The sequence below is a fragment of the Sphingomonas sp. genome (assembly GCF_024508665.1).
In the GTDB taxonomy this organism is placed as follows: domain Bacteria; phylum Pseudomonadota; class Alphaproteobacteria; order Sphingomonadales; family Sphingomonadaceae; genus Sphingomonas.
This window is the reverse complement of record NZ_JANINP010000006.1, coordinates 712,136-732,197: the sequence shown is the minus strand read 5'-3', so window position 1 is coordinate 732,197 and position 20,062 is coordinate 712,136. Positions and strand designations below refer to the sequence as shown.

Sequence of the window (20,062 nt, the reverse complement as noted above, 5' to 3'; positions counted from 1 at the left end):
AAGGCAGTGTCTCGCGCCACTGCTTAAGTGATTGTCTGCACATCCTTTTTTCGCGAGACTGTCTCGCACCACCTGCGAGATACGATTTTGGTAAATGGCGGTTTTCCGCCAATTTCGCTGCGAAATCGCGAGACTCAGGCCCGTGTGATGCCTGACGACTACTTCACCCCCAAGCTCGGCCGGACGCGCGGCAAGGACGGCAAGAAAGTCGTCAAATATGGCGGTCGCATCCTCGCCGCCGCTCGCCTCGCCGGTACCAAGACCGGGGTCAAGGCATGCCGCTTCGACGGCAGCCGCATCGGTCGCGGCGCGAGCATGGGGCGGCTGCTCTCCAGCCGAGACCGACTGGCAGGATTTCGCGGGCGCCGCGCCGTCGTGAAGGCGAGCCTGATCCGGCTCGCCGGCAAGGCCGGCCAGATCGCCCGCGCGCATATGCGCTACATCCAGCGCGACGGGGTTACGCGCGAGGGTTTGCCGGGCGAGCTCTACGGCCCGGACACCGACCGCGCGGACGGCGACGATTTCCTCAAGCGCACGGCGCATGACCGGCACCAGTTCCGCTTCATTGTCTCGGCCGAGGACGGCGCCGAATATCCCGACCTCAAACCCTATGTCCGGCGGCTGATGACACAGGTCGAGCACGATCTCGGCACGAAGCTCGACTGGGTCGCTGTCGACCACTTCAACACCGAGCGCCCGCACACCCATGTCGTCCTGCGCGGCGTCGATGATCGGGGCGACAATCTCATCATCGCACGCGAGTATATTTCGCACGGGCTACGCGAGCGCGCGTCCGAGCTGGTCACGCTCGACCTGGGGCCACGTACCGATCGCGAGATCGAGGCCCGCCTGCGCCACGATGTCGACCAGGAGCGGCTGACCGCGATCGACCGCCGTCTGCTGCGCCGGATGGATGCCGACCGGATGGTGTTGTCGGCCGACAACGATCCCTTCCAGCGGACGATCGCGGCCGGGCGGCTGCGCAAGCTCAAGGCGATGGACCTTGCCGAGGACATCGGCGGCGGCCGCTACCGGCTCGCCGACGGGCTCGAGGACACGCTACGCCGCATGGGCGAGCGCGGCGACATCATCCGGCTGATGCAGCGCGAGCTGACCGCCCGCCGGCTCGACCGCGCAGGGGTAGAGCAGGTGGTGGCGACGGAGCTGCGCGAACCCGTCGTCGGGCGGCTGATCCAGCGCGGCTTCTCTGACGAGTATCGCGACCGTCACTACATGATGATCGACGGCATTGATGGCCGGGTCCATTATGTCGACATCGGGCGTGGCGACGCCACCCCATCTGTACCCGAGAACGCGACGGTGCGGATCGAGCCGACAAAGGCAGAGGCGAGCCAGGCGGATCGAACTGTCGATGCGGTTGCCCGCGCCAATGGCGGGCGCTACTCGGTCGACCTTCATCTGCGGCACGATCCGACGGCGAGCGAAGCCTATGCGGCGAGCCATGTCCGGCGGCTCGAAGCCATGCGGCGCGCGGGCACGGGACCCGAGCGACTGGCGGACGGTAGCTGGTCCATCCCGCAGAACCATCTCGACCGGGCGGAAGCCTTCGCGCAGCGGCAGCAGCGCGACCGCCCGGTTGCGCTGTCGATCCTCTCACTTCGGCCCGTCGGGGACCTTGTCGCGATCGAGGCGCCGACCTGGCTCGACCGCGAGCTGGCGCCGGGCGCCGCGGAACCATTCCGCGACGCCGGCTTCGGGCGCGAAGTCAGGACGGCGCTCGCGGCGCGGCGACAATGGCTGATCGAGCAACAATTGGCGGCAGGTGACGGCCGCGCGTTCCGTTTGCGGAGCGGCGCGCTCGACGAGCTCGGCCGGCGCGAAGTGCGCCATGTTGGAGCCCAGCTGTCCCAGCACATGGGCAAGCCGTTCGAGCCAGCGCGCAACGGCGAGCGGGTCGAGGGCGTGATCGCTAGGCGCGTCGATCTAGAAAGCGGCAGCTATGCGCTCGTCGAACGGTCGCGGGATTTCACGCTGGTGCCGTGGCGCGAGGTGCTCGAACGCAACATCGGCAAGGCCGCTTCCGGCATCATGCGTACGGACGGGATCAGCTGGCAGTTCGGCCGCGGCCGATCCGGGCCGACGATAGCATGATGACCTGCTAGCGGGCTTTCACCTGCCAGGTAAGCCCGCCCAGCTCGCTCGTCCCCGCAGTACTGGATGAATGTCGACGATGATAACGGGATCGATCCACCCACTTTTATGGCGCTAGGCGACCGGCGCGATCTGGAACAAACTCAGAACCTCTGTTAGGCCGGTATCGGCGCAGATCAGCAAGACTCATATCGACTAGATGTGGCGCTGGTGGCCTGCCACCCGTATAGCGTCGAGGCTAGGAGACTATGATGAATTTTGAAGCGGTCGCGTCGTCGTTGCGCGAGGGCGCGATGATAGATGCGGCAGCTGTCGATCTCGATGCGAGCGCGAACACCGCGCCTACGCCCGCGGTGATCGCTGCGGTCGTGGCGGCCATGTCTCATCGTCATGGCAATCCCTCGAGCGGACATGGGCGAGGTAACGCATCACGTGACGTGCTCACCGCCGCGCGCGATTCGCTATCGGCCTTGGTGAATGGGGCGTTCGATGATGGCGTCGTCTTCACCTCGGGCTGCACAGAGGCGAATAACTTGGTGCTGTCGAGCTTTGCGGGCGGCCGAGCGCGGATAGTCACCTCTGCGGTGGAGCATCCATCAGTCCTGACAACTGCCAAGGCGCTTGCTCAGGTCGGTAGCGATGTCACTATTTTGCCGGTGGATCGCGGTGGAAGGATCGATCTCGAATCATTGAACGTAGCTGTGCGCAGCGCCAATGGGCCATGCTTGGTGTCGCTGCAGTTGGCGAATTCCGAAACCGGCGTGCTGCAGGATGCCGCTGCGATTGCTGCGATCGTCGGAGAATGTCAGCATTGTTATTTTCATGCCGACGCCGCCCAAGCGATGGGCAAGATCGAAATCAATCTGGGCCGAGGCGTCGGCCCAGATGTGGTGACTATGTCCGGACACAAGATCCATGGTCCTATGGGGATCGGAGCAATTATCGTTGCTGACGACAGTGCGATTCCGCTGCGCGCATTGCTAAAGGGCGGCGAACAGGAAAGAGGCATACGCGCGGGCACCGAGGCGGTGCCCGCAATTGCGGGTCTTAGCGCCGCTGTCGACGAGTGGGCGCTCCACCGGATCGATCGACGTCGCCATCTTGAAGCGTTGCATCGTCATATCGAGCAAGGGCTCTGTCGGATCGAGGGGGCAATAATCAATGGCTCTGCGAGTTCACGCTTGCCGAACGTAACAAACGTAACCTTCGCTAACTGTGATGCGATGGCTCTTGTCGCCAATCTCGACGCGCAAGGCATCAGGGTGTCGCAGGGATCCGCATGCTCAACCGGGCGCCCAGAACCCTCTCATGTGCTAGTGGCTATGGGGCTGAGTGAAGCGGACGCCTTTTCGACCATCCGCATCTCGCTGTCGGTCAATAACCAACTCAGCGAGATCAATCACGCGATCGCAGTAATCTCGGGGACGGTCGACCGGATGCGAGGGCGACCGTGACCATCCCCCAGCAACGTTACGCCTATGGCGGTCACTATACCTTTCCCGTGCGGTACGGCTGGTTGCCTAAGGGTATCGATCGGCTCGTCAGTTCAGGCAGCTTTTCAGCATCGACCGAAATGGCCGATGCCCTCGGGCTAGGCTCAAAAATGGTCGAGTCGCTAAGCTTCTGGCTCCGCGCAATGGGGCTCACCGCCGAAGAGGGCGACACAAAGGCCCGCGGCGCATCGGAGATGGCGCGACTGATCGCGCAACGCGACGCCTTCTGCGAACTCCCAGGAACTTGGTGGTTTCTCCACCTTTCGCTGGTGTGCGCACCTGGCACGGTTTGGTCCTGGTTCTTCAATCATTATTCCGAGCGCATATTTGACCGCAACGGTTGTATCGACGCGTTTCTCGAGCACACGCGCTCTCGCGCCATTCGGCCGGCAACGCCGCAGGTTGCGCAGAAGGACGTCGCTTGCCTGTTGGCCGCGTATACCAGCCGTCCGGGCGTTGATTACGTTGATCCGGACGATTTGGGTGCTTGCCCCTTGCGCGAGCTAGGTCTCATCTTTCGGCATGCGCATGTCCAGCGCTTCGAGCGCACGCGAGCCCCAGCCGGCGTGCCGCACGAAGCGCTGCTTGCCTGCGTGTCATCGCTGGTTGAGGATAGTGGCCGCGGCGCCTTCTCACTCCGAGAACTCGCGACGATGAAGGACGGGCCGGGGAGGATATTCTGCGCAGGGTTGGACGCACTGGAGACGATGGTCGCAAACGCGGTGGCCGTCTCTCCGCACGCGCATCTCGACTCGCTCGCCGGCGAACGCATGCTGGTCGTGGCACCGCGGTTGATGACCGACTGGCTGACGGACCTGTACGACCGCATCGAGGCAGCGGCATGACCGCGCAGACCGCTTTCTTCCGATCAATGAGCCTGGCCGAGGACCTGCCCCATCCCGACCGATTTCTTCATTATCATCCGACTGGGCGCGCCTTGCCGATCGTGGCCCAGGTGTTGCGCGCGGGCGCCGCGACAATGGTCATCGCCCCTTATGGCAGCGGAAAGAGCCTCGCTGCTGGGGTTGGAGCGCTGTTCGTCGAAAACGCCACCGAAACTCAAGCTGATTTGGCGCATCTGAGCGCTCGCATCGCCCGCGTCGACGCCGGTCTTGCGCAGGCGCTGAACGGACGATTGACCGCGCCGGTGCGTGGCAAAGTCGTGGTGCTGTCGGGCCTAGTTGGCGATCCGCTTGCCGCCATTTCCGAAGCGATCGGCATGAAACACGCCCCGAAGTCCGTTGAGGGTTTTGGCAAGGCAATGCGAGAGGCCGGCTGGGACCATGTCGCGATCATCTGGGACGAGTTCGGTCGCCACTTGGAAGGCCTTATCGCCGATGGTCGTTCGAGCGAGCTGGATATCATCCAGCGGCTTGCAGAGCGCGTCGCGCGCGCGGACGAACCTAGTCTCAGCCTGACTCTACTTCTGCATCAGAATCTGCTCGCCTATGCGACGCGTCTTAACGAGACGTCGCGTAACGAGTGGCGGAAGATCGAAGGTCGCTTTGCGGCGCTTCGCCTGATCGAGGACAGTCAGGAATTCTTCGAACTCGTCGCTGAGGTGGTTACGAGCCTTCGCGAGACCAGCGGGTATCCCGCCTCGCCACCCACCGCACTTGTGAAGGCCGCGATTGCTGCTGGTTGGTTCGACGGCATGTCCGAAGAACAACGGGTGTCGGCGTTGCTCAAGGGGGCGGCGCCGTTGTCACCCGGCGCGCTGCAGGTGCTTCCGACATTGGTGGCACGGGTCGGGCAAAACGAGCGCAGCCTGTTCTCGTTCCTGCGTGAACAGGATTTGGGATTTCCGGTCGGAATTGAAGAGGTTTATGTCGCATTCGCCGATGCGATGCGTACCGACGTCGGGATCGGAGGTACGTATCGCCGCTGGGTCGAGACGGAAAGCGCGCGCTCCCGCGCCAACAGTCCGCTCAAACGCGAACTCTTGGCAGCAGCGTGCCTGCTACAGCTTGGTGGCAGTGGCGAACGCAGACGCGTTCCACGGGCGGTGGTGGAACTGGCCGTAGCAAGCGATATCAATACCGCTCAGACGATCGCGCGCTCCTTCGATGAGCTGGTCTCGTCACGCTTGCTGTTGTGGCGCCAGCACAATGACGATGTCGCGGTTTGGCATGGTGCGGACATCGATGTCGCACTGCGGGTGCGCGAAGAGCGTGACCGACGCTCGGGCGAATTTGATCTAAGAACCTTCCTTGATGAGCGTTTTCCTGCGCCGCACGTGCGCGCGCCGGGACACAACGCGGACTTCGGCGTCAATCGTTATCTCGAAGGGCGCTATTTGTTGCCGCGCGAACTTGCATCGCCAGTCGCCGTAGATGCTGGGTCCAGCGGAATGGTCGGGTATCTCCTCGCCGAGGACCGCGCCGATATCGAGCGGGCGCGCAAGTTGATCGCGGCTTGGGATGCGGAGCGCTGGGTGCTGGTTATTCCCGACCGTCCTTTGGATATCACTGGCGCCGCACTCGAGCTTGTCGCGATCGAGGCGCTCCGTGCCGATGCCGATTTCCTCGCATCTGACCCGATGATTCCGACTGAGGTGGACGAGTTGCACTCAGTCGCATTCGAACAGCTAGCGCGTTTGATGCGTGTCCTTCTCGATCCGAGCGGCACTCATGCGCGGTGGTATAGCGCTGGTGAGCAATTGAACGTGACAGCGGAGCGCCCCGCTTCGGTGGCCGCGTCTCGGCTGCTCAGCAGCTGGTATCGGGACACCCCGCGCATCGCCAATGAACAGCTGATGCGTACGGCGGCATCGCGGACGATGCAGACAGCGCGCGTGCGGGTGGTGAGTGCGATTCTCGAGCGCAGCGATCGCGCTAGCCTCGGCTACGAGGAAGGCGACGGCAGTGCCGAGGCATCCATCTACCGCACGGTCGTCGAGCGCACTGGGCTGCGACGCGCCGAAGAGGAGCGATTCGCCGATCCTGACCAGATCGCCGATCCCGGTCTGAGGGAAGTATGGACCGAAATTGCCGCGTTCTTCCGGCAGCCGACGCAGGGTCGCACCTCGCGATACAGGTCCCTGGCCGATCTGACGAATAAGCTCGCTGCGCCGCCGATTGGGCTACCTCGGGCAGTGATGCCCGTGCTGATTGCGGCCGGTTACAAGCACTTCGCACGCGCGATCGCCCTCTACCGTGACGGCGTCTACGTGCCCGATATCATGGGCTTCCCATTCGACACGATGGTGTCGGCATCTGACGCCTATTGCGTGCGAGTGTTGAAGATCACGACGGAACTCACCGAGTATCTGTCCGAGATCTGCTACGCCTTCAGGCATGAGCGGCCAGCAGCGGGCGATGAGCTGGTGCGCGCAGCCTATGACGCAGCACAAGGCTGGCTGTTGACGGTGACTGATGGGGCACGTCGATCCAACCGCCTTGGTCAGCATGCTAAGGCGTTGCTGCGCGCCGTCGGCAATGCGAACGACCCCATCGAGCTATTGATTCACGACATCCCCGGCGCTTTCGGTATGTCCGGACCGACGGTCAGGCTGGTTGAACGTGTCGAGCAAGCGCGTCACCAAATAGACCGGCTGAGAGATGATTATGCTGACGAGGCGGTCGAGGTGATCCGGAGCAGCTTTGAACGATACGCGCCCGATAGCGCGGTGGCCGTGGATGCAATCAAGGGTTGGGCCGGCTGCTTCGACATGGAGGATCTCGATCGAGCATCGGCATTGCGGATCGTCGATCGCTCGGTGGTTCGCAAAGCTCTGGAGACGGCTAATGGCCGCTTCTCGGAAAAGTCGCTGGCGAATGCCTTAAGCTCGATTCTCCTCCAGCGAAGCCTCGACAAGTGGGATGACCGCACTGCGCCGCAATTCCGCACTGCCCTGCGCGAAGCGCGCGAACGCGTCGAGGCGGCATCGCTGGATACCGATACGCCGCGGGCTGCGCTTCGCCCCATTATCGAAGCGAAAGTTGCTGACTTGCGTCAGATGCTTGCCAAGATCGACGGCGGCGAAGACATTGCGGCGGATGAGGATATGAAGATTGTGGGAGGGGCACGGTGAGCGTAGTCAGCGTAAGTGTCGACGATGCCGTGCTCGATGCTTCGGCACGCCATATTGTTCCAATTTCAGGGGGCAAGGATTCGTCGGCGCTCGCTGTCTATCTGCGCCAGCGCAATCCTGATGTGAAATTTGAATATGTATTCTCCGACACCGGCGTGGAGCTACCGGAAACCTACGATTTCCTCGATCGACTGGAGAACGTGTTAGGTATCGAAATCCATCGCGTGTCAGCGATGGAGATGTTCGACGTTGCGGAAAAGCCCGGGCGTACGGCTTTTGACGTCGCGCTTTACGAGCATTTCGCCGGTTTTCTACCTAGCCCTAGGGCGCGGTGGTGTACGCGCATCATGAAAATCGCGCCTTTCGAGCGCTTTGTCGGCACGGACCGCGCCTATTCCTACATTGGAATCAGGGCAGACGAGAACCGCTCGGGCTATCTTGGCACGGGCACCGCAGGCGCCAAGCCGGTAGTTATCTCTGAGCAACCCAATATCACACCTGTCTATCCTTACCGCGACGATTGTATCGATGTCGCCGAGGTCGGCCGCATTCTGGACAGCGCCGGGCTCGGCCTTCCCGATTACTATGAATGGCGGAGCCGCTCGGGCTGTTATTTCTGCTTCTATCAGCAGATCGGCGAGTGGCAGGGACTGAAGGAACGTCATCCTGCCCTCTACGATCGAGCTAAGGCGTACGAGACGATGAAAGGGGGGCGCAAATACACTTGGGTCGATGGCCGTTCGCTGGACGATGTCGAGCGAATGCCACGGCGCGCAATCAAGGCGAAGGCCGATGACGGCTGTGCGGTGTGTCATCTGTGAGCGACTGCCAGTCGAGCCCCCTGGTATCGTTCCTGCGGACCTATGGGCCTTCGCCTGAAGGCGATGTACTGAGCGACGAGAACGTCCGCTCGGCACTCGCCAAGTTCAATGTCGCACCGATGGACATTCCGGCCCCGCAAATCGAGGCGCTGAAGGCAGCGTTATGCGGAGAAACGCCGCACAATGTCATTCTGACTGGCACTGCGGGCGACGGCAAAACCTATCATATTCGCCAATTGCTGCTCGAGGAGCTGAAGATGGCGCCCGAGCTGTGGCCTGGCGAGGCTGCGGTCCTCGAAACGACCTTGCCCAACGGCATTCGATTGCGCGTCATTCGTGATCTCAGCGAACTTGAAGATGACGAGAAGGACGCCGAGCTTGCAGCGATTATCGCATGTCTGCACGGTGAGCTGACCGATGTCCGCTATCTCATTGCCGCGAACGATGGGCAGTTGCTTCGCTATTTTCGCGACAGCACTACGCTCGGAGCTGCCCACGTCCATGCCGAATTGGCGCGCATGCTACGGTTCGAGCGAAAGGAAGGCGCGCTCGACCTCATCCTGCTCAATCTCAGCCGCAGCTGGAGCGGCAAGACAGTGGACGACATTTTCGACGCCGTGGTCAATCATCCCGATTGGGACACATCGTGTAGCGGATGTCCAGGAGTGGATGCGATCAATCCATGCCCGATCCGTCTTAACCAAGGGATCTTGCGTGGGGATAGTGGCTCCGGACTGACATTCAGGACGCGGATCAAGGATGCGCTTCGTATTGGCGCTGCGAACGACAGTCATATTCCGATCCGCTACCTGATCATGCTGGCGGTCAACATCATCCTGGGCGATAAACGCGTCCCCGATGATCCGCTGCTTGATTGCGACCGTGCGAAGCAGCGTGCCGCCAAGGGCAATTACGGGCTTTGCAACCCGTATGAAAATGCGCTCGGTCTCAATATGCCTAAGCGACAGCGGGACGCGAACGTGGTGTTCAGCCAGATGGCGACGCTTGGCCTTGGCGACGAGACCAACAATTTGCTCGACGAAGCACTTACAAAAGGAGAGCCGAAAGACGTTGCCAGTGAGATCTTCGGCAGCGAGCTCATCTACGGCGAGAAGCTGTTCGCCCCGGCGCACCACGCTTATTATGTGACCGCCGACCGCAGCAAGGCCGACGATTTTCGCAGCAGCATCGCGACGCAGCGCCGTCGCGCCTTCTTCCGTTTGTCGGCAGACCGGCTCGGTATGTCGTCGCCATGGCGATTCACCGTGCTTCATCACGCGGGCACTTATTTGGAAGTGATCTCAGCCCTTGAGGACACCGAGGCCAACAAGACCTATCTCGACCAAATTGCGCGGCGTCTCATCAAGGGGCTCAATCGCGCTTACCTCGGCATGATGACCGAGGAGAGCGAGAAGTTATGGCTCGCGGGCACGATAGGGCGGACGGACGATACTGTGGGCCGGATCGCAACAATTGATGCGATCCAGCGCGGAGCTAGGGCGCAGAACATCAAACTCGAGATGGATCCCGCCGGGCGGCGGCCGATGCTGCGTATCCGCAGCAGGTCGGTCGAGGGCACCATCGATCCGCTGGAAATCCGGCCTTTGCTGTTCGAATATCTGTTGCGGGTGGAGGAAGGTAGCTTGCCCTCCAGCTTTTCGCGTCAATGTCAGCAGGAAGTTCGCCAATTCGCGCTGATCACCAGCGCGGCATTTGGCGATGAGGGCGACGAGGGCGATTTGAGCAACGTGTTCGTGTTGTCGCTGGGCTCGTCGGGCAACGTCGACGCCAAGACGCTCGAGGTCTGACAATGCCGGAACCCACACGCACGCCCTTGCTGGTCCCGGGAAGTCTCGAACTGCCCCGGCAACTCCAGCTGACACAAATGACTTTGTGGTGCGAGGTCCCGATCTGGGGCCTGTTGCTGTATGATGATCAATCGCCGTGGCTGGCCGTGCTTGAGACGCTGCACATCTGCTTTTCGCGGGCGCGTCACCAAAGACCGATCTTTCCCGGACCAGGCGTGGATGCCAACGGCCAAGGCGAGCATGAGTGGGTGAATTACGACGCTCCGCTGGCACTGGGATTGCGGCATTTATTGTTCAACGACCAACACATCGACGAGATCGCAACGTCGGGCGTCGAGAATTCGGCGATGTGGTCGAACTGGATCGAAGAACTAGGTGCAAAGCCGCCGGTGGATGTGCCGCATTTGCGCAAAACCTTCCCGCAATTCCAGGATCTCGCGAACGCGGTTGCATTGCTCCGGAGCGGGCAGGTGGATGGCAATAGCAGCCGCCGGCCAACCTCTCGACACCTATTGCCCCTCGGCAGCTCGATGCTTTTTGCCGACGTCAAGGAAGTCGCGCACACGTCCGACCGTCGCTTCATGCGACGGACGGGCGAGTTAATGTACTTAATGATCAACCGTTCGAAGCTGCGCATCGAAATAGCGACGCTCGTCCAAAATGAACTGATCGGCGCCAACAGCCCCTGGAACCGCTTGGCGCGCAAGCTGATGGGCGGCGAGGCATATGAGGATGTGCCGCGTTCACTCAACACCGGTTTTCTGCCGCTCCCCTATCATGAAGCCTATGAGCGGCTGGCAGAAGATTGGCGCGCAATTCTCTCACTCAAGAAAATGCCGGTGGCGACATCGTTGGCATCGCTAGCGCGTCTTAGTGGCTTCAACTTGCTTCTCTACATCGTGGAACGCGCGGTCGAGGTGGTCGAAGGCGCCGATGGCCACGTACCGCCCTATGTGCTCGACATGGTGGGCAGCACTTCCGGAAATGGTCTGCGCAAGCTCTCGGAGGGGATGTATCAACGCCATCGCCGTCTGCTGCCGGAGGCGATGCGGACGTTCGTCGAAGTGTATCGCGACAGCGAGGAGTGGGAAGCGATCGAGGTGAGCGAACAAGCCAGCATGACGGCGCGCAACACGCTCGAGCAACGGTTCTTGTGGAAACGCGACATCGGTTCCGATCCCTACAACATGCCCAGTGCAAGCGAGCAGATCGAGGTGCTGCTGAATGAAGTTCAGAAGCCCCGCTCGCACTCGGTAAGCGCGATGTATGTCGCGCATAGCCGACAGATTGGCGCGATCACCGCGCGTGCTGGTGTTGGCACCTGGTACGCTCCGAACGACGAGCTGATCGAGGCTCTGGTACTCGCCAACGTGACTGGTCCGGTAGAACTCGACTCGTTTCTACACACCCTGTTCAAACGATACCGCATTGTGATCGGGGCGCAGGAAGCGATGCTAGCGTTCAACGGAGAGCTGCCCGAGGTTGATGCCAGCTTCCGTGAGAATGAGCGGAGTTTCGAGGACCGGCTCAGAATGCTCGGCTTCCTGGAGCGCAAGTCGGACGATTGCGCATTCGTGTTCAACCCGTTCCACCCCGATAGTGCGATGCTGACTGACGATGACCTTGATGACGCCGCTTGATATCGTCGGCCAGGTCACGGCGACGCGCCTAGCCGACTTGCTTGCCAGACCTGGCACCCGCGCCCTTTTTGGCATCATGGGGCTTAAACCCGATGTCACCACGGCGATCGCACGCGCCGTCGCGGCGATTCCAAGCGTCGGCCCAATCGAGGTGTTTGTCCATAAATCGCTTAAAGATGGCGACATCGGCGCGGCACAGGAATCGACGAAGACCGCGACATGGCACCGCAATCATCCAACCGACGGCGTTCGAGCGACGATCTTCTCCGTTCCTGCGGCGCAAATCCGCGCGGTCGAGCAGAGTTTGGGCCATGTTACGCGCATTGATGAGAGCTGGTTGCTGGAGCGGCCGCAGCTCTGGGCCGAAGTGGCGCTCGCCCACAGCGTGCCCGAAACCCAAAGCCAGTTCGCTACCGTCCTTGAGGGTCTGATCAGTAGCGACCTAGTCGTCACTCCGATCCTGCTTGCGAATTTCTGCGCCCGAGTGGCAGCGACAATGAAAGCGGGCTCTATGCTCGAGAATGCGGTGCGAGAAAGCCTGCCCGCGCTCCGGCTGCCGCGCAACGCTGGCGACGCCAAGTCGAGCATCTCGGCCACGGTCCCTGCGGCGCGCGATTTCTTCCAGCGCCTACGAAGCGACGCGCAGCCCTTTCTCTATCGCCGTGCTAAGGACGGCGAGACGCTCGCTTCAGGCGAATTGCGTCGCAAGCTCTCTGAACTGGCTGATGTGCAATCGATCAGCGCCGAAAATGCCGCACGCGTCGCGGCGTTGTGTGACGATCGCAACGTGCGCGACGGGCAATGGAGCAAGGCCCAAGCCGATGCTGCTGAGATCGCCTGGGACGATCTAACTGCGATCTTCGTACAGACCAAGAAGACCGAGAAACCGTCCTTCGGCCAAGAGACTCGGCGCCTGTTCGATCAAGAGTTTCGCGGTACGCTGACGGCAGAGGAAATCAGTTTCCTCGACGGCTTGCAAAGCGATGTGGCAAAGCCAGGCACTAAGATCGACGCCTTTTTCGAGGCGCACCGTGAGCGTTTGAAAAAGAGCCCCCAACTCTACCGGCGCTGGGAGAAGCTGATCTTCAAACGCCCGATCGAGGTTGATGACCTAATCGAGGGCTTACTGCGCCTCGTCGACGGGGTATGTTCCGAAGAAGAAAGCAGCGGCCGGGCTATTTATGTCTGGCTGCGGGGTTCGGATCAGGCAAGCTTTTGGGCGAACGAGAAGCTGAAAGCGCAGCTGCTCTATCTGCGCGATCGCTATCGCGGACTCGATCAGTTGCTTACCCCGGAGATTGTGCTCGATTTCGGACGCTGCTGGACGACCGATTGGGAGAAGCAGCCAGTCGATGGAGCGTCGGGCTCGACTACGATCGAGTTCGAGGCCTTTCTGGTTGATGCGGCCGAGGTCACCGAGATCAAATCCGGCAAAGCTAAAACCGCGATCTCCCGCGCTCAGATGAGCTGGCGCCCCAAGCCAAGCGCCGTCGGCTATTCACTGCCCTCGGATTTGCGGTTCCTCAAGCCCACCGGTGCGGCTTCGGCATTTCTGCTCACCGGCACTGCTTCGGAGAACAAGCGTGCACGCCGCGGCGCTAGCGGCATCGATCTGGAAGACGCTAGCTCGTTGATTGACACCTTCGGCATGCAGAGCGGCATGCTCGCCAATTCGGAGGCCGAGCATAATCGGGTATGCGCCCGGTTTGCGAAGGCACTCGACGAGCTGCGCGCCGATGCCGTAATCAGCGATATCGCCGCGGATGCGATCGCCGCAAGCTTCGAGGCGTTTCGCGCAAATTATACCGCGGCTATCGCAGCGCTAATCGATGGCGAAGGCCTCGCCGCAAGCGCGTTGATCGATCAGGCCGAACGCTATGGCGACCTGCTCATCACGCTGCAGGGAAATGCAGCATCGGAAGCGGGTTTGCGTGAGCTAGTCGCGCCATTGCTCGAGATTGGCTGCATTCAAATCGAAGGCAAGCGTCCAGCGGCAATCGTCGCCACCTGGCACCCGTTCCGTCTGGCTGAGATCCGGGCCAAGGCGCTGCAGTCTGCTGAGGCGGCCAAAGCGATTTTGGCGTCGAACGCGCAGCAACGCACTGGTGCAAGCGATTTCCTCGAAAGCCGCGTGCGAACGTTATCGGCCACCTATTATGCGGATATCGGTCGCGGCTTAGGCCCGCGCTCGACCCTGTTGGCGGAGACTCAGCGCGTGCTCGATTGCAGCATGCTTGAAGAAGCCGAAGGCGACGGCGTGCGCAATATCGGGGAGGACGGGGCACAGGAAGCGGTGGATTCGCTGCACCGTGTGAGTTCAGAATATCTTGATCTGCGCCCGCACGAGCGCGCCAATTTCTCGATCGTGCTGCTTGGTGCGGAGTCTGACGACATTCCGGTGCTGCTGGCCAAGAGCCTGACGCGGCTGGTAGATGAAAATTCGGATGTCCGTTGCGACCTGGTTGTGACCCACGATGATCCGGCGCGGTTGCGTGAACTCTATGAGAGCCAAAATCGGCGCATGGCATCGGACTTCGACAATGCCACGGCCGGCGATCCCAGCCGCTCCTTCATGTCACGGTTGCGCATCAGTCTGGTGGGCCCGGACCGGCTAACCTCGTCGGAAACGAGCAAAGGCAGCGATCTGGTGCTTCTCCAGGATGTGATTGCACGCTCGGCCTTGGTGCGCTGGGTTGAAGGGGACCCAATCACTGAAGAAGTTGCGTTCGGCACGCATATCCCCACTGCGCGATCGAAGCGACTGCCATTCAAGAAGCGTAGCGTCGAATCCGGTTTATATTTGACCGCCACCGTGCAACCGTCGGCTGTGGTCGCCTGGACCAACGCGCTTCACGATGTGCTCGTTCGCCAGAATACCGCTCGGACTGCCCCGTGGTTGCCGCTTCGCTGGGTTGAATTTGTCGATACTGGCGTGGCGGACGTGCTCAAGCGCGCGCACGCACTTGCCAACTGGGTGGTAACGTTCGACCGCATCGCCGATCGCCGCCTGATCGTGCAGGATGACCGGCGGATCATCCGCTACTTCTCGACGCCCAATTCGGCCCACAACGTGATCGTCTCGGCCGAGGTCAGCAGCACGGACCTCGGTGACCGGTTGAATAACGATCTGGCGAAGTTGCTACCCAACGCATCGCTCGAACTGCGCAACGCCGTTCTAAAGCGCCTGCATGCAATTGCCGCGCGACTATCGGGCGCCGTGGTGATGAAGGCCGCGCAGTGGTGGAATTTCGCTCAGGAGCTGATCGGGCTCGTGCTTGCCGAGCGGCGCCTCGAAGGCTGGTTTGCCGAGAGTGAAGACTATGCGGCCGCGTGGTTCTTCCTCGACGACAATCGGCACTGGCTCGACCTACGCGGTGAAATGGCGGATATCCTGTCGGTCGCTTTCACGAGTGTCGCTGGCGAGCCTGTAATCAAGATCGTCATCGCGGAGGCCAAGTACGGAACGGCCTCCTCGCTCAACAAGATGCGGACGACGTCGCTGCGGCAGCTTGAAGCGACCTTCACGGAGATGCATCGTCGGCTCCTGCTTCCCGAGACGAGTCTCGACCCGTCAATCTGGCGCAACCGCATCGCGGACATGCTGCTCGAGCAAATGGATCCATTCGATACTGTCGCTGGCATGTCGCAGCTGGAGTGGATCGAAGCGCTACGTCAGCAGAGCGTGCGGATCGAGGTCAGCGGTCATTCCATGGTGTTCAGCTACGACCTGGCGAGCCCACCCAGCACAGCGGTCATGCCAGATCGTGATATGCCGGCCGAGGAGCGCCGGCCGGTTGCACAATGGGTGCATGGTCAGGCCGAGGTGGTGGAACTGCTGACAGCGCTCGGTGAGGACAAGCCAGCTCCACCATTGCCGCTTCCTGGGGATTGGCCCATCGGCGGAAGCGGCGATGGAGGGAAGCCGCCAGTAGCCAGCGAAGACGGACCGCCGTCACCGCCACCAGTGCCGACGCCATCTCCAAGCGGCGCGAACTCGGCTGCAATGCACAACGCTTCGGCACCGCGTACTGGGGCTGCATCATCCGCTGTCGCCTCGGTAACCGCCTCACAATCCGCCCAAAGCGAGACACCAGGCAAGGCCGTAGCGGAAAGCTCTGCGGACGATCCGGCCGTGGGACCCGCAGCGCAGTCGGCGATTCAAATCGCGGCCGGCGATACCGAGGGAGCGTCAGGCTGGCCACCAGCGATTGCGGGCACGCTTGCCCGCATGAGCCGCGTCGAAGATCAAGCACAGGGCGAAGCTTGGCTCCGGCAGATCGTGCAGGACCTGCAAAATGCGCTGCAGTCGGAGGGGATGGATGCTCCGATCCTGGACTCGCGGCTGACACCGAACAGCGGCCTGATCTACGTCGGCGCGCGGACACTGACCGTGAGTTGGCTCGAGCGAAGGCAGACCGATCTGCTCACGAGACACCGGATCGACATTTTGCGGATCAGCCCGCAGCCCGGCAGCATCGCGATCGCGGTACGACGACCCGAGCGCGCGATCCTCCACCTTGCCGATGCATGGCTGCGCCAAGTGCCGAGCGTGGATGCTGGCCCTGTGGAACGGTTTGCGCCGGTCATCGGCGAGAAGGAAGACGACGGCAAATTGCTCTACCTGCCGCTGGCTGGCGATTTTGGCGGTCAGGAGCGAGCGGCACCGCACACCCTGGTGTCCGGGAGCACAGGCAGCGGCAAGGGAATATTGGTCACCAACCTCATGCTCGACCTGTGCGCGCGCAACGCGCCCGACGAGATCGAGCTTTATCTGATCGACCCCAAGCGTGGCCTAGACTATAACTGGGCACGACGGCTACCGCATCTGCGCGGCGGCATTGTATCCGACCAGGCCGAGACGGTGGCGTTGTTCCAGAAGCTCGTCATCGAGATGGAAGAGCGACACGAGCAAATTTCGGAGCGCGGCTTCCGCAACATCGATCAGTTCAACAAGCGCGTATCGCGCAGCGAACGCTTGCCGCGCGTGGTCGTCTTCTTCGACGAGGTCGCCAATTGGATGCAAGACGACGACTTCAAGAAGGAGGTCGAAGCGCTACTCAACAAGATCGCGACCAAGGCGCGGGCCGCTGGCTTGCACTTGGTGATGATCTACCAACGCGCCGATGTGCAAGTCATGACGATGCAGCTGCGCACCAACCTCGGCAACCGCTTGATCCTTCGTTTGCCCGATGAAGGCAGCTCGAAAATCGCGCTTGGCGAAAAGGGCGCGGACAGGCTGCTCGGCAAGGGCCATTTGATCGCCAAGCTCGATAGTGACGAGAAGATATATGCGCAGGTCCCCTTCATCGGGGAAGATGATGTCGAGGAGCTGGTCGATGCAATCGTCGCGACGTGGGAGCGCGGCACCACCACCGAACAATGAACGGCGATAGTGCAGTCGGAAAACGGGTGCGCGGCGCGCTTTATGTTCATGTCAGCGCACTTGGACGCCTGCCACCCTCAGAAAAGGTGCTGGTCGAACGTGCAAGCCGGCTCGCAGAGGAATTCGAGTGGAGCGTGGCACGAATTGAATCTGGCGATATTGTCGGACTACTCGACTATCCCCTGTTCGATACCGAGGCATTCCCCGCCCTCGCGCGAGCGGCCCTGATCGATATCGGCGCGCGCAGCGTGCGCTATACCGACTATCAAAGGTCGCTCAATCCGCTCATCCTTCATCGCAAGGAACTACTTGTCGCTGACAGCTATCCCGGACGTGAGCGCTGGGCCGAACTGACGGCGGACCTTGAAAGGCTTGGGCTGTTTCGCGATCACAACCGCATTGGGCGGCGCAACGCATGGCTTGCAATGCTCGCCAGCGCACGCCGCGATCCGCAGGGGCAACCCTTTTGACGATCCAAGCCGAACAGGTTCAGCGCCACCGCACCGCGATGGTGCGCCATACGCTATCGCAGCCCATGTCGCTTATGGTCCAGCACGGCGTGATTCAGGCGGGCGTCACGGTATTCGACTATGGCTGCGGTCAAGGCGACGACCTGAGAGCTCTCGCCGCCGCAGGGATCGTGGCAGCGGGGTGGGATCCCCATTTTTGCGCCGACAATCCGCGCAGATCGGCTGACGTTGTCAATCTCGGCTTCGTCCTCAATGTCATCGAAGACGTTGGCGAGCGACGCCACGCATTGGAAGCAGCCTGGGTCCTGACTGGCAGGGTCCTCGCTGTCTCGACAATGATTGTCGGCCAGGTTCCAACCGACGGCCTCAGACTCTATCGGGACGGCTACCTGACGAGCCGCGATACGTTTCAGAAGTACTTTTCACAACCCGAGTTGCGCGAGCTGATCAGCAGCACGGTGGGTAAGGCGCCAGTGTCGGCAGCGCCGGGAATCTTCTTCGTTTTTCGCGAGAGCGAAGACGAAGAGGAATTTTTGTTGCGTCGGCGGATCGGTCGCCGTGCCAGTACGCTGGAGTACCGCAACCAACGCGAGCGGCGCGGGCGGTCGCTTCAACCCGCTGCCAGCGAACGGATCATAGAGGCGCTTGAGGCGCTCGCCGAACTCACCTTGCTGCGTGGTCGGCTTCCGGCAGCTGAAGAGGTGCCATCTGCAGTGCTTGAACAGCTGGCACGCGAACGTGTGTCGCTGCAGCGCGCACTAGACTTGATGTTGCAGGAGCAGTTGAGCCCGGAACAGCTCGACACAGCTGCCGCGGCGATGCGCGAAGATCTGCTCGTTCACTATGCGCTTGCCCGGCTCAACCGCTCGACCACGGCGGAACGGCCGAGCTCAGCGATGGTGCGCGACATTCGAGTGCACTTTGGCAGTCAGCGCGAGGTCATGGCAGCCGCGATGGACTATCTCCTGGCGCTGGGCGACGAGAACCGAGTTAGTGCGGCGATGGCGCAAGCCGCCGAGCAGGATATGGGCAGGCTTGACCAAAAAGGGCGTCTATTGCTCGATGTACGGCGAAGCGACGAGCTTCCAGGAGTGCTCCGATTATACCTGGGATGTGCCGCCTATCTCGCTGGCGAGCCAGACTCGGATAGCTTGGTTCGGATTGATAGTGCTCAGCGCAACGTCACGTATCTCCCGCTGGAGGATCGCAAAGTGCGCTTTCCCATCGCAAATTCTGCAACTTCAGTCGATCTCAAACGCCAAACGATGCGAACACACCTAGTTCGACGCATGCTCATCGCCAAAAGCGTGGTACTTAAAGCGCGCACTCGCGCGCAGCGCGAAGCCGAGACCAAAGTTCGAAAGGAGCGCGTACTGGCTGACACCGTGCTGATGATTCGGGTCGATTAGATGGCCAAGGAACGAACTCGACAACCGAAGCGGCAAGTCAAGCTGCGCGCGCCCAAGACCAGAAAACACATTGCCAATGAGCCCAAAAGTCTCAAAAGCTATAAAGATCGCTATATCAAGCGCTTGAACGATTTGCATGTCGGCACGCAGATCACAGTGACGGCTCTAATAGCGCGGCAAGAACAGCTGGAGCGGAAGAATGATCAGAACTCATACCATCATTTCGTCGTGCCCTCTGGCGGAAGCCGTCCTGAGGCCCGGATCAGACGCGACAAAAAGCAAATGGCCAGTTTACTTTCGCGGATGGCCGGCCAAGAGGAATACGGCAAATCTCTAATGTTAGCGGTTTCGATCACGGAAGATTATCTCGCTAATATACTTAAACTTATGTTGCGCGCGTATCCAGAACGACTGGAGCGCGGCCTAAAGAATGGCCCTTCTGATGCCGAAATACATCTTGGCGAGCTGCTTCGAAAATCGAAGGAAGAAATCCTCGAGGACTGGGTCAGATCGCGGATCTTAAGCGCGATTTACGCATCTCCGTCCGCTTATTTACGATATACCAAGCACGTGCTCGAGATCGAAATCGATCAAAGTGTGATGTTTGCATTCGTCGAAGCAAAAGCCACGCGAGATGTACTAGTACACTCGCAAGGAATCGTTGATCAGCGCTATCTCGAAAAGGCAACGAACCGAGCGAGGGCTAAGACAGGTGAGCCGATTACCATAGACAAAAGCTATTTTGGATCATCGCTAGCAACGATGAAGGCGCTGATAATGGGCATCCACGACGCCGTTCAGCACCGCTATGCTGACGAGCAAGCAGTAATTGCACAGCTTCCCAACTTTCTGAAATAATCCTGATCGCATCTAGGGGAAGCGGATTTGCGAGC

11 protein-coding genes are annotated in these 20,062 nt (G+C 61.0%); all 11 read left to right on the top strand.

All coding sequences use genetic code 11. The annotated features are described in order from the left end of the window. Positions 1-147 precede the first annotated feature (147 nt). The 11 genes from rlxS (at position 148) to Q0L25_RS12225 (ending at position 20,027) form a co-directional block, all read left to right on the top strand. Entirely contained in the window at positions 148-2,112 is a 1,965-nt protein-coding gene (gene rlxS, locus Q0L25_RS12275; RefSeq protein ID WP_296614624.1) for a relaxase/mobilization nuclease RlxS, read from the top strand. A gap of 251 nt (positions 2,113-2,363) precedes the next feature. Then, the gene (locus Q0L25_RS12270) at positions 2,364-3,566 is read left to right on the top strand and encodes a cysteine desulfurase family protein (RefSeq protein WP_296614623.1); all 1,203 of its coding nucleotides are present in this window, start codon (positions 2,364-2,366) and stop codon (positions 3,564-3,566) included. Continuing rightward, positions 3,563-4,450 (top strand): DUF4007 family protein, encoded by an 888-nt coding sequence (locus Q0L25_RS12265; protein ID WP_296614621.1) that lies wholly within the window; start codon positions 3,563-3,565, stop codon positions 4,448-4,450. The genes Q0L25_RS12270 and Q0L25_RS12265 overlap by 4 nt, the downstream gene beginning before the upstream one ends. Next, the gene (locus Q0L25_RS12260; protein WP_296614620.1) at positions 4,447-7,638 is read left to right on the top strand and encodes a hypothetical protein; all 3,192 of its coding nucleotides are present in this window, start codon (positions 4,447-4,449) and stop codon (positions 7,636-7,638) included. Before Q0L25_RS12265 ends, Q0L25_RS12260 begins: the two co-directional genes overlap by 4 nt. After that, a complete protein-coding gene (locus tag Q0L25_RS12255; RefSeq protein WP_296614618.1) occupies positions 7,635-8,459 on the top strand; it encodes a phosphoadenosine phosphosulfate reductase family protein in 825 nt (274 codons plus the stop codon). Before Q0L25_RS12260 ends, Q0L25_RS12255 begins: the two co-directional genes overlap by 4 nt. Then, entirely contained in the window at positions 8,456-10,267 is a 1,812-nt protein-coding gene (locus tag Q0L25_RS12250) for a hypothetical protein (RefSeq protein ID WP_296614615.1), read from the top strand. Before Q0L25_RS12255 ends, Q0L25_RS12250 begins: the two co-directional genes overlap by 4 nt. A gap of 113 nt (positions 10,268-10,380) precedes the next feature. Beyond that, positions 10,381-11,907, top strand: a complete 1,527-nt coding sequence (locus Q0L25_RS12245) for a hypothetical protein (protein WP_296614613.1) — start codon at positions 10,381-10,383, stop codon at positions 11,905-11,907. Then, entirely contained in the window at positions 11,885-17,290 is a 5,406-nt protein-coding gene (locus Q0L25_RS12240) for an FtsK/SpoIIIE domain-containing protein (RefSeq protein ID WP_296614611.1), read from the top strand. Before Q0L25_RS12245 ends, Q0L25_RS12240 begins: the two co-directional genes overlap by 23 nt. Then, on the top strand, positions 17,287-17,760 hold the full coding sequence (locus Q0L25_RS12235) for a hypothetical protein (protein ID WP_296614610.1): 474 nt from the start codon (positions 17,287-17,289) through the stop codon (positions 17,758-17,760). Before Q0L25_RS12240 ends, Q0L25_RS12235 begins: the two co-directional genes overlap by 4 nt. Further along, a complete protein-coding gene (locus tag Q0L25_RS12230) occupies positions 17,757-19,169 on the top strand; it encodes a DNA phosphorothioation-associated putative methyltransferase (protein WP_296614608.1) in 1,413 nt (470 codons plus the stop codon). Before Q0L25_RS12235 ends, Q0L25_RS12230 begins: the two co-directional genes overlap by 4 nt. Continuing rightward, positions 19,170-20,027 (top strand): hypothetical protein, encoded by an 858-nt coding sequence (locus Q0L25_RS12225; protein WP_296614606.1) that lies wholly within the window; start codon positions 19,170-19,172, stop codon positions 20,025-20,027. The last annotated feature ends 35 nt before the right edge of the window (positions 20,028-20,062 follow it).

Excerpts from the sequence above, each read along its gene's own strand:
- rlxS (WP_296614624.1), top strand. The coding sequence starts at position 148 with ATGCCTGACGACTACTTCACCCCCAAGCTCGGCCGGACGCGCGGCAAG.
- Q0L25_RS12270 (WP_296614623.1), top strand. The coding sequence starts at position 2,364 with ATGAATTTTGAAGCGGTCGCGTCGTCGTTGCGCGAGGGCGCGATGATA.
- Q0L25_RS12260 (WP_296614620.1), top strand. The coding sequence starts at position 4,447 with ATGACCGCGCAGACCGCTTTCTTCCGATCAATGAGCCTGGCCGAGGAC.
- Q0L25_RS12240 (WP_296614611.1), top strand. The coding sequence starts at position 11,885 with ATGACCTTGATGACGCCGCTTGATATCGTCGGCCAGGTCACGGCGACG.
- Q0L25_RS12235 (WP_296614610.1), top strand. The coding sequence starts at position 17,287 with ATGAACGGCGATAGTGCAGTCGGAAAACGGGTGCGCGGCGCGCTTTAT.
- Q0L25_RS12225 (WP_296614606.1), top strand. The coding sequence starts at position 19,170 with ATGGCCAAGGAACGAACTCGACAACCGAAGCGGCAAGTCAAGCTGCGC.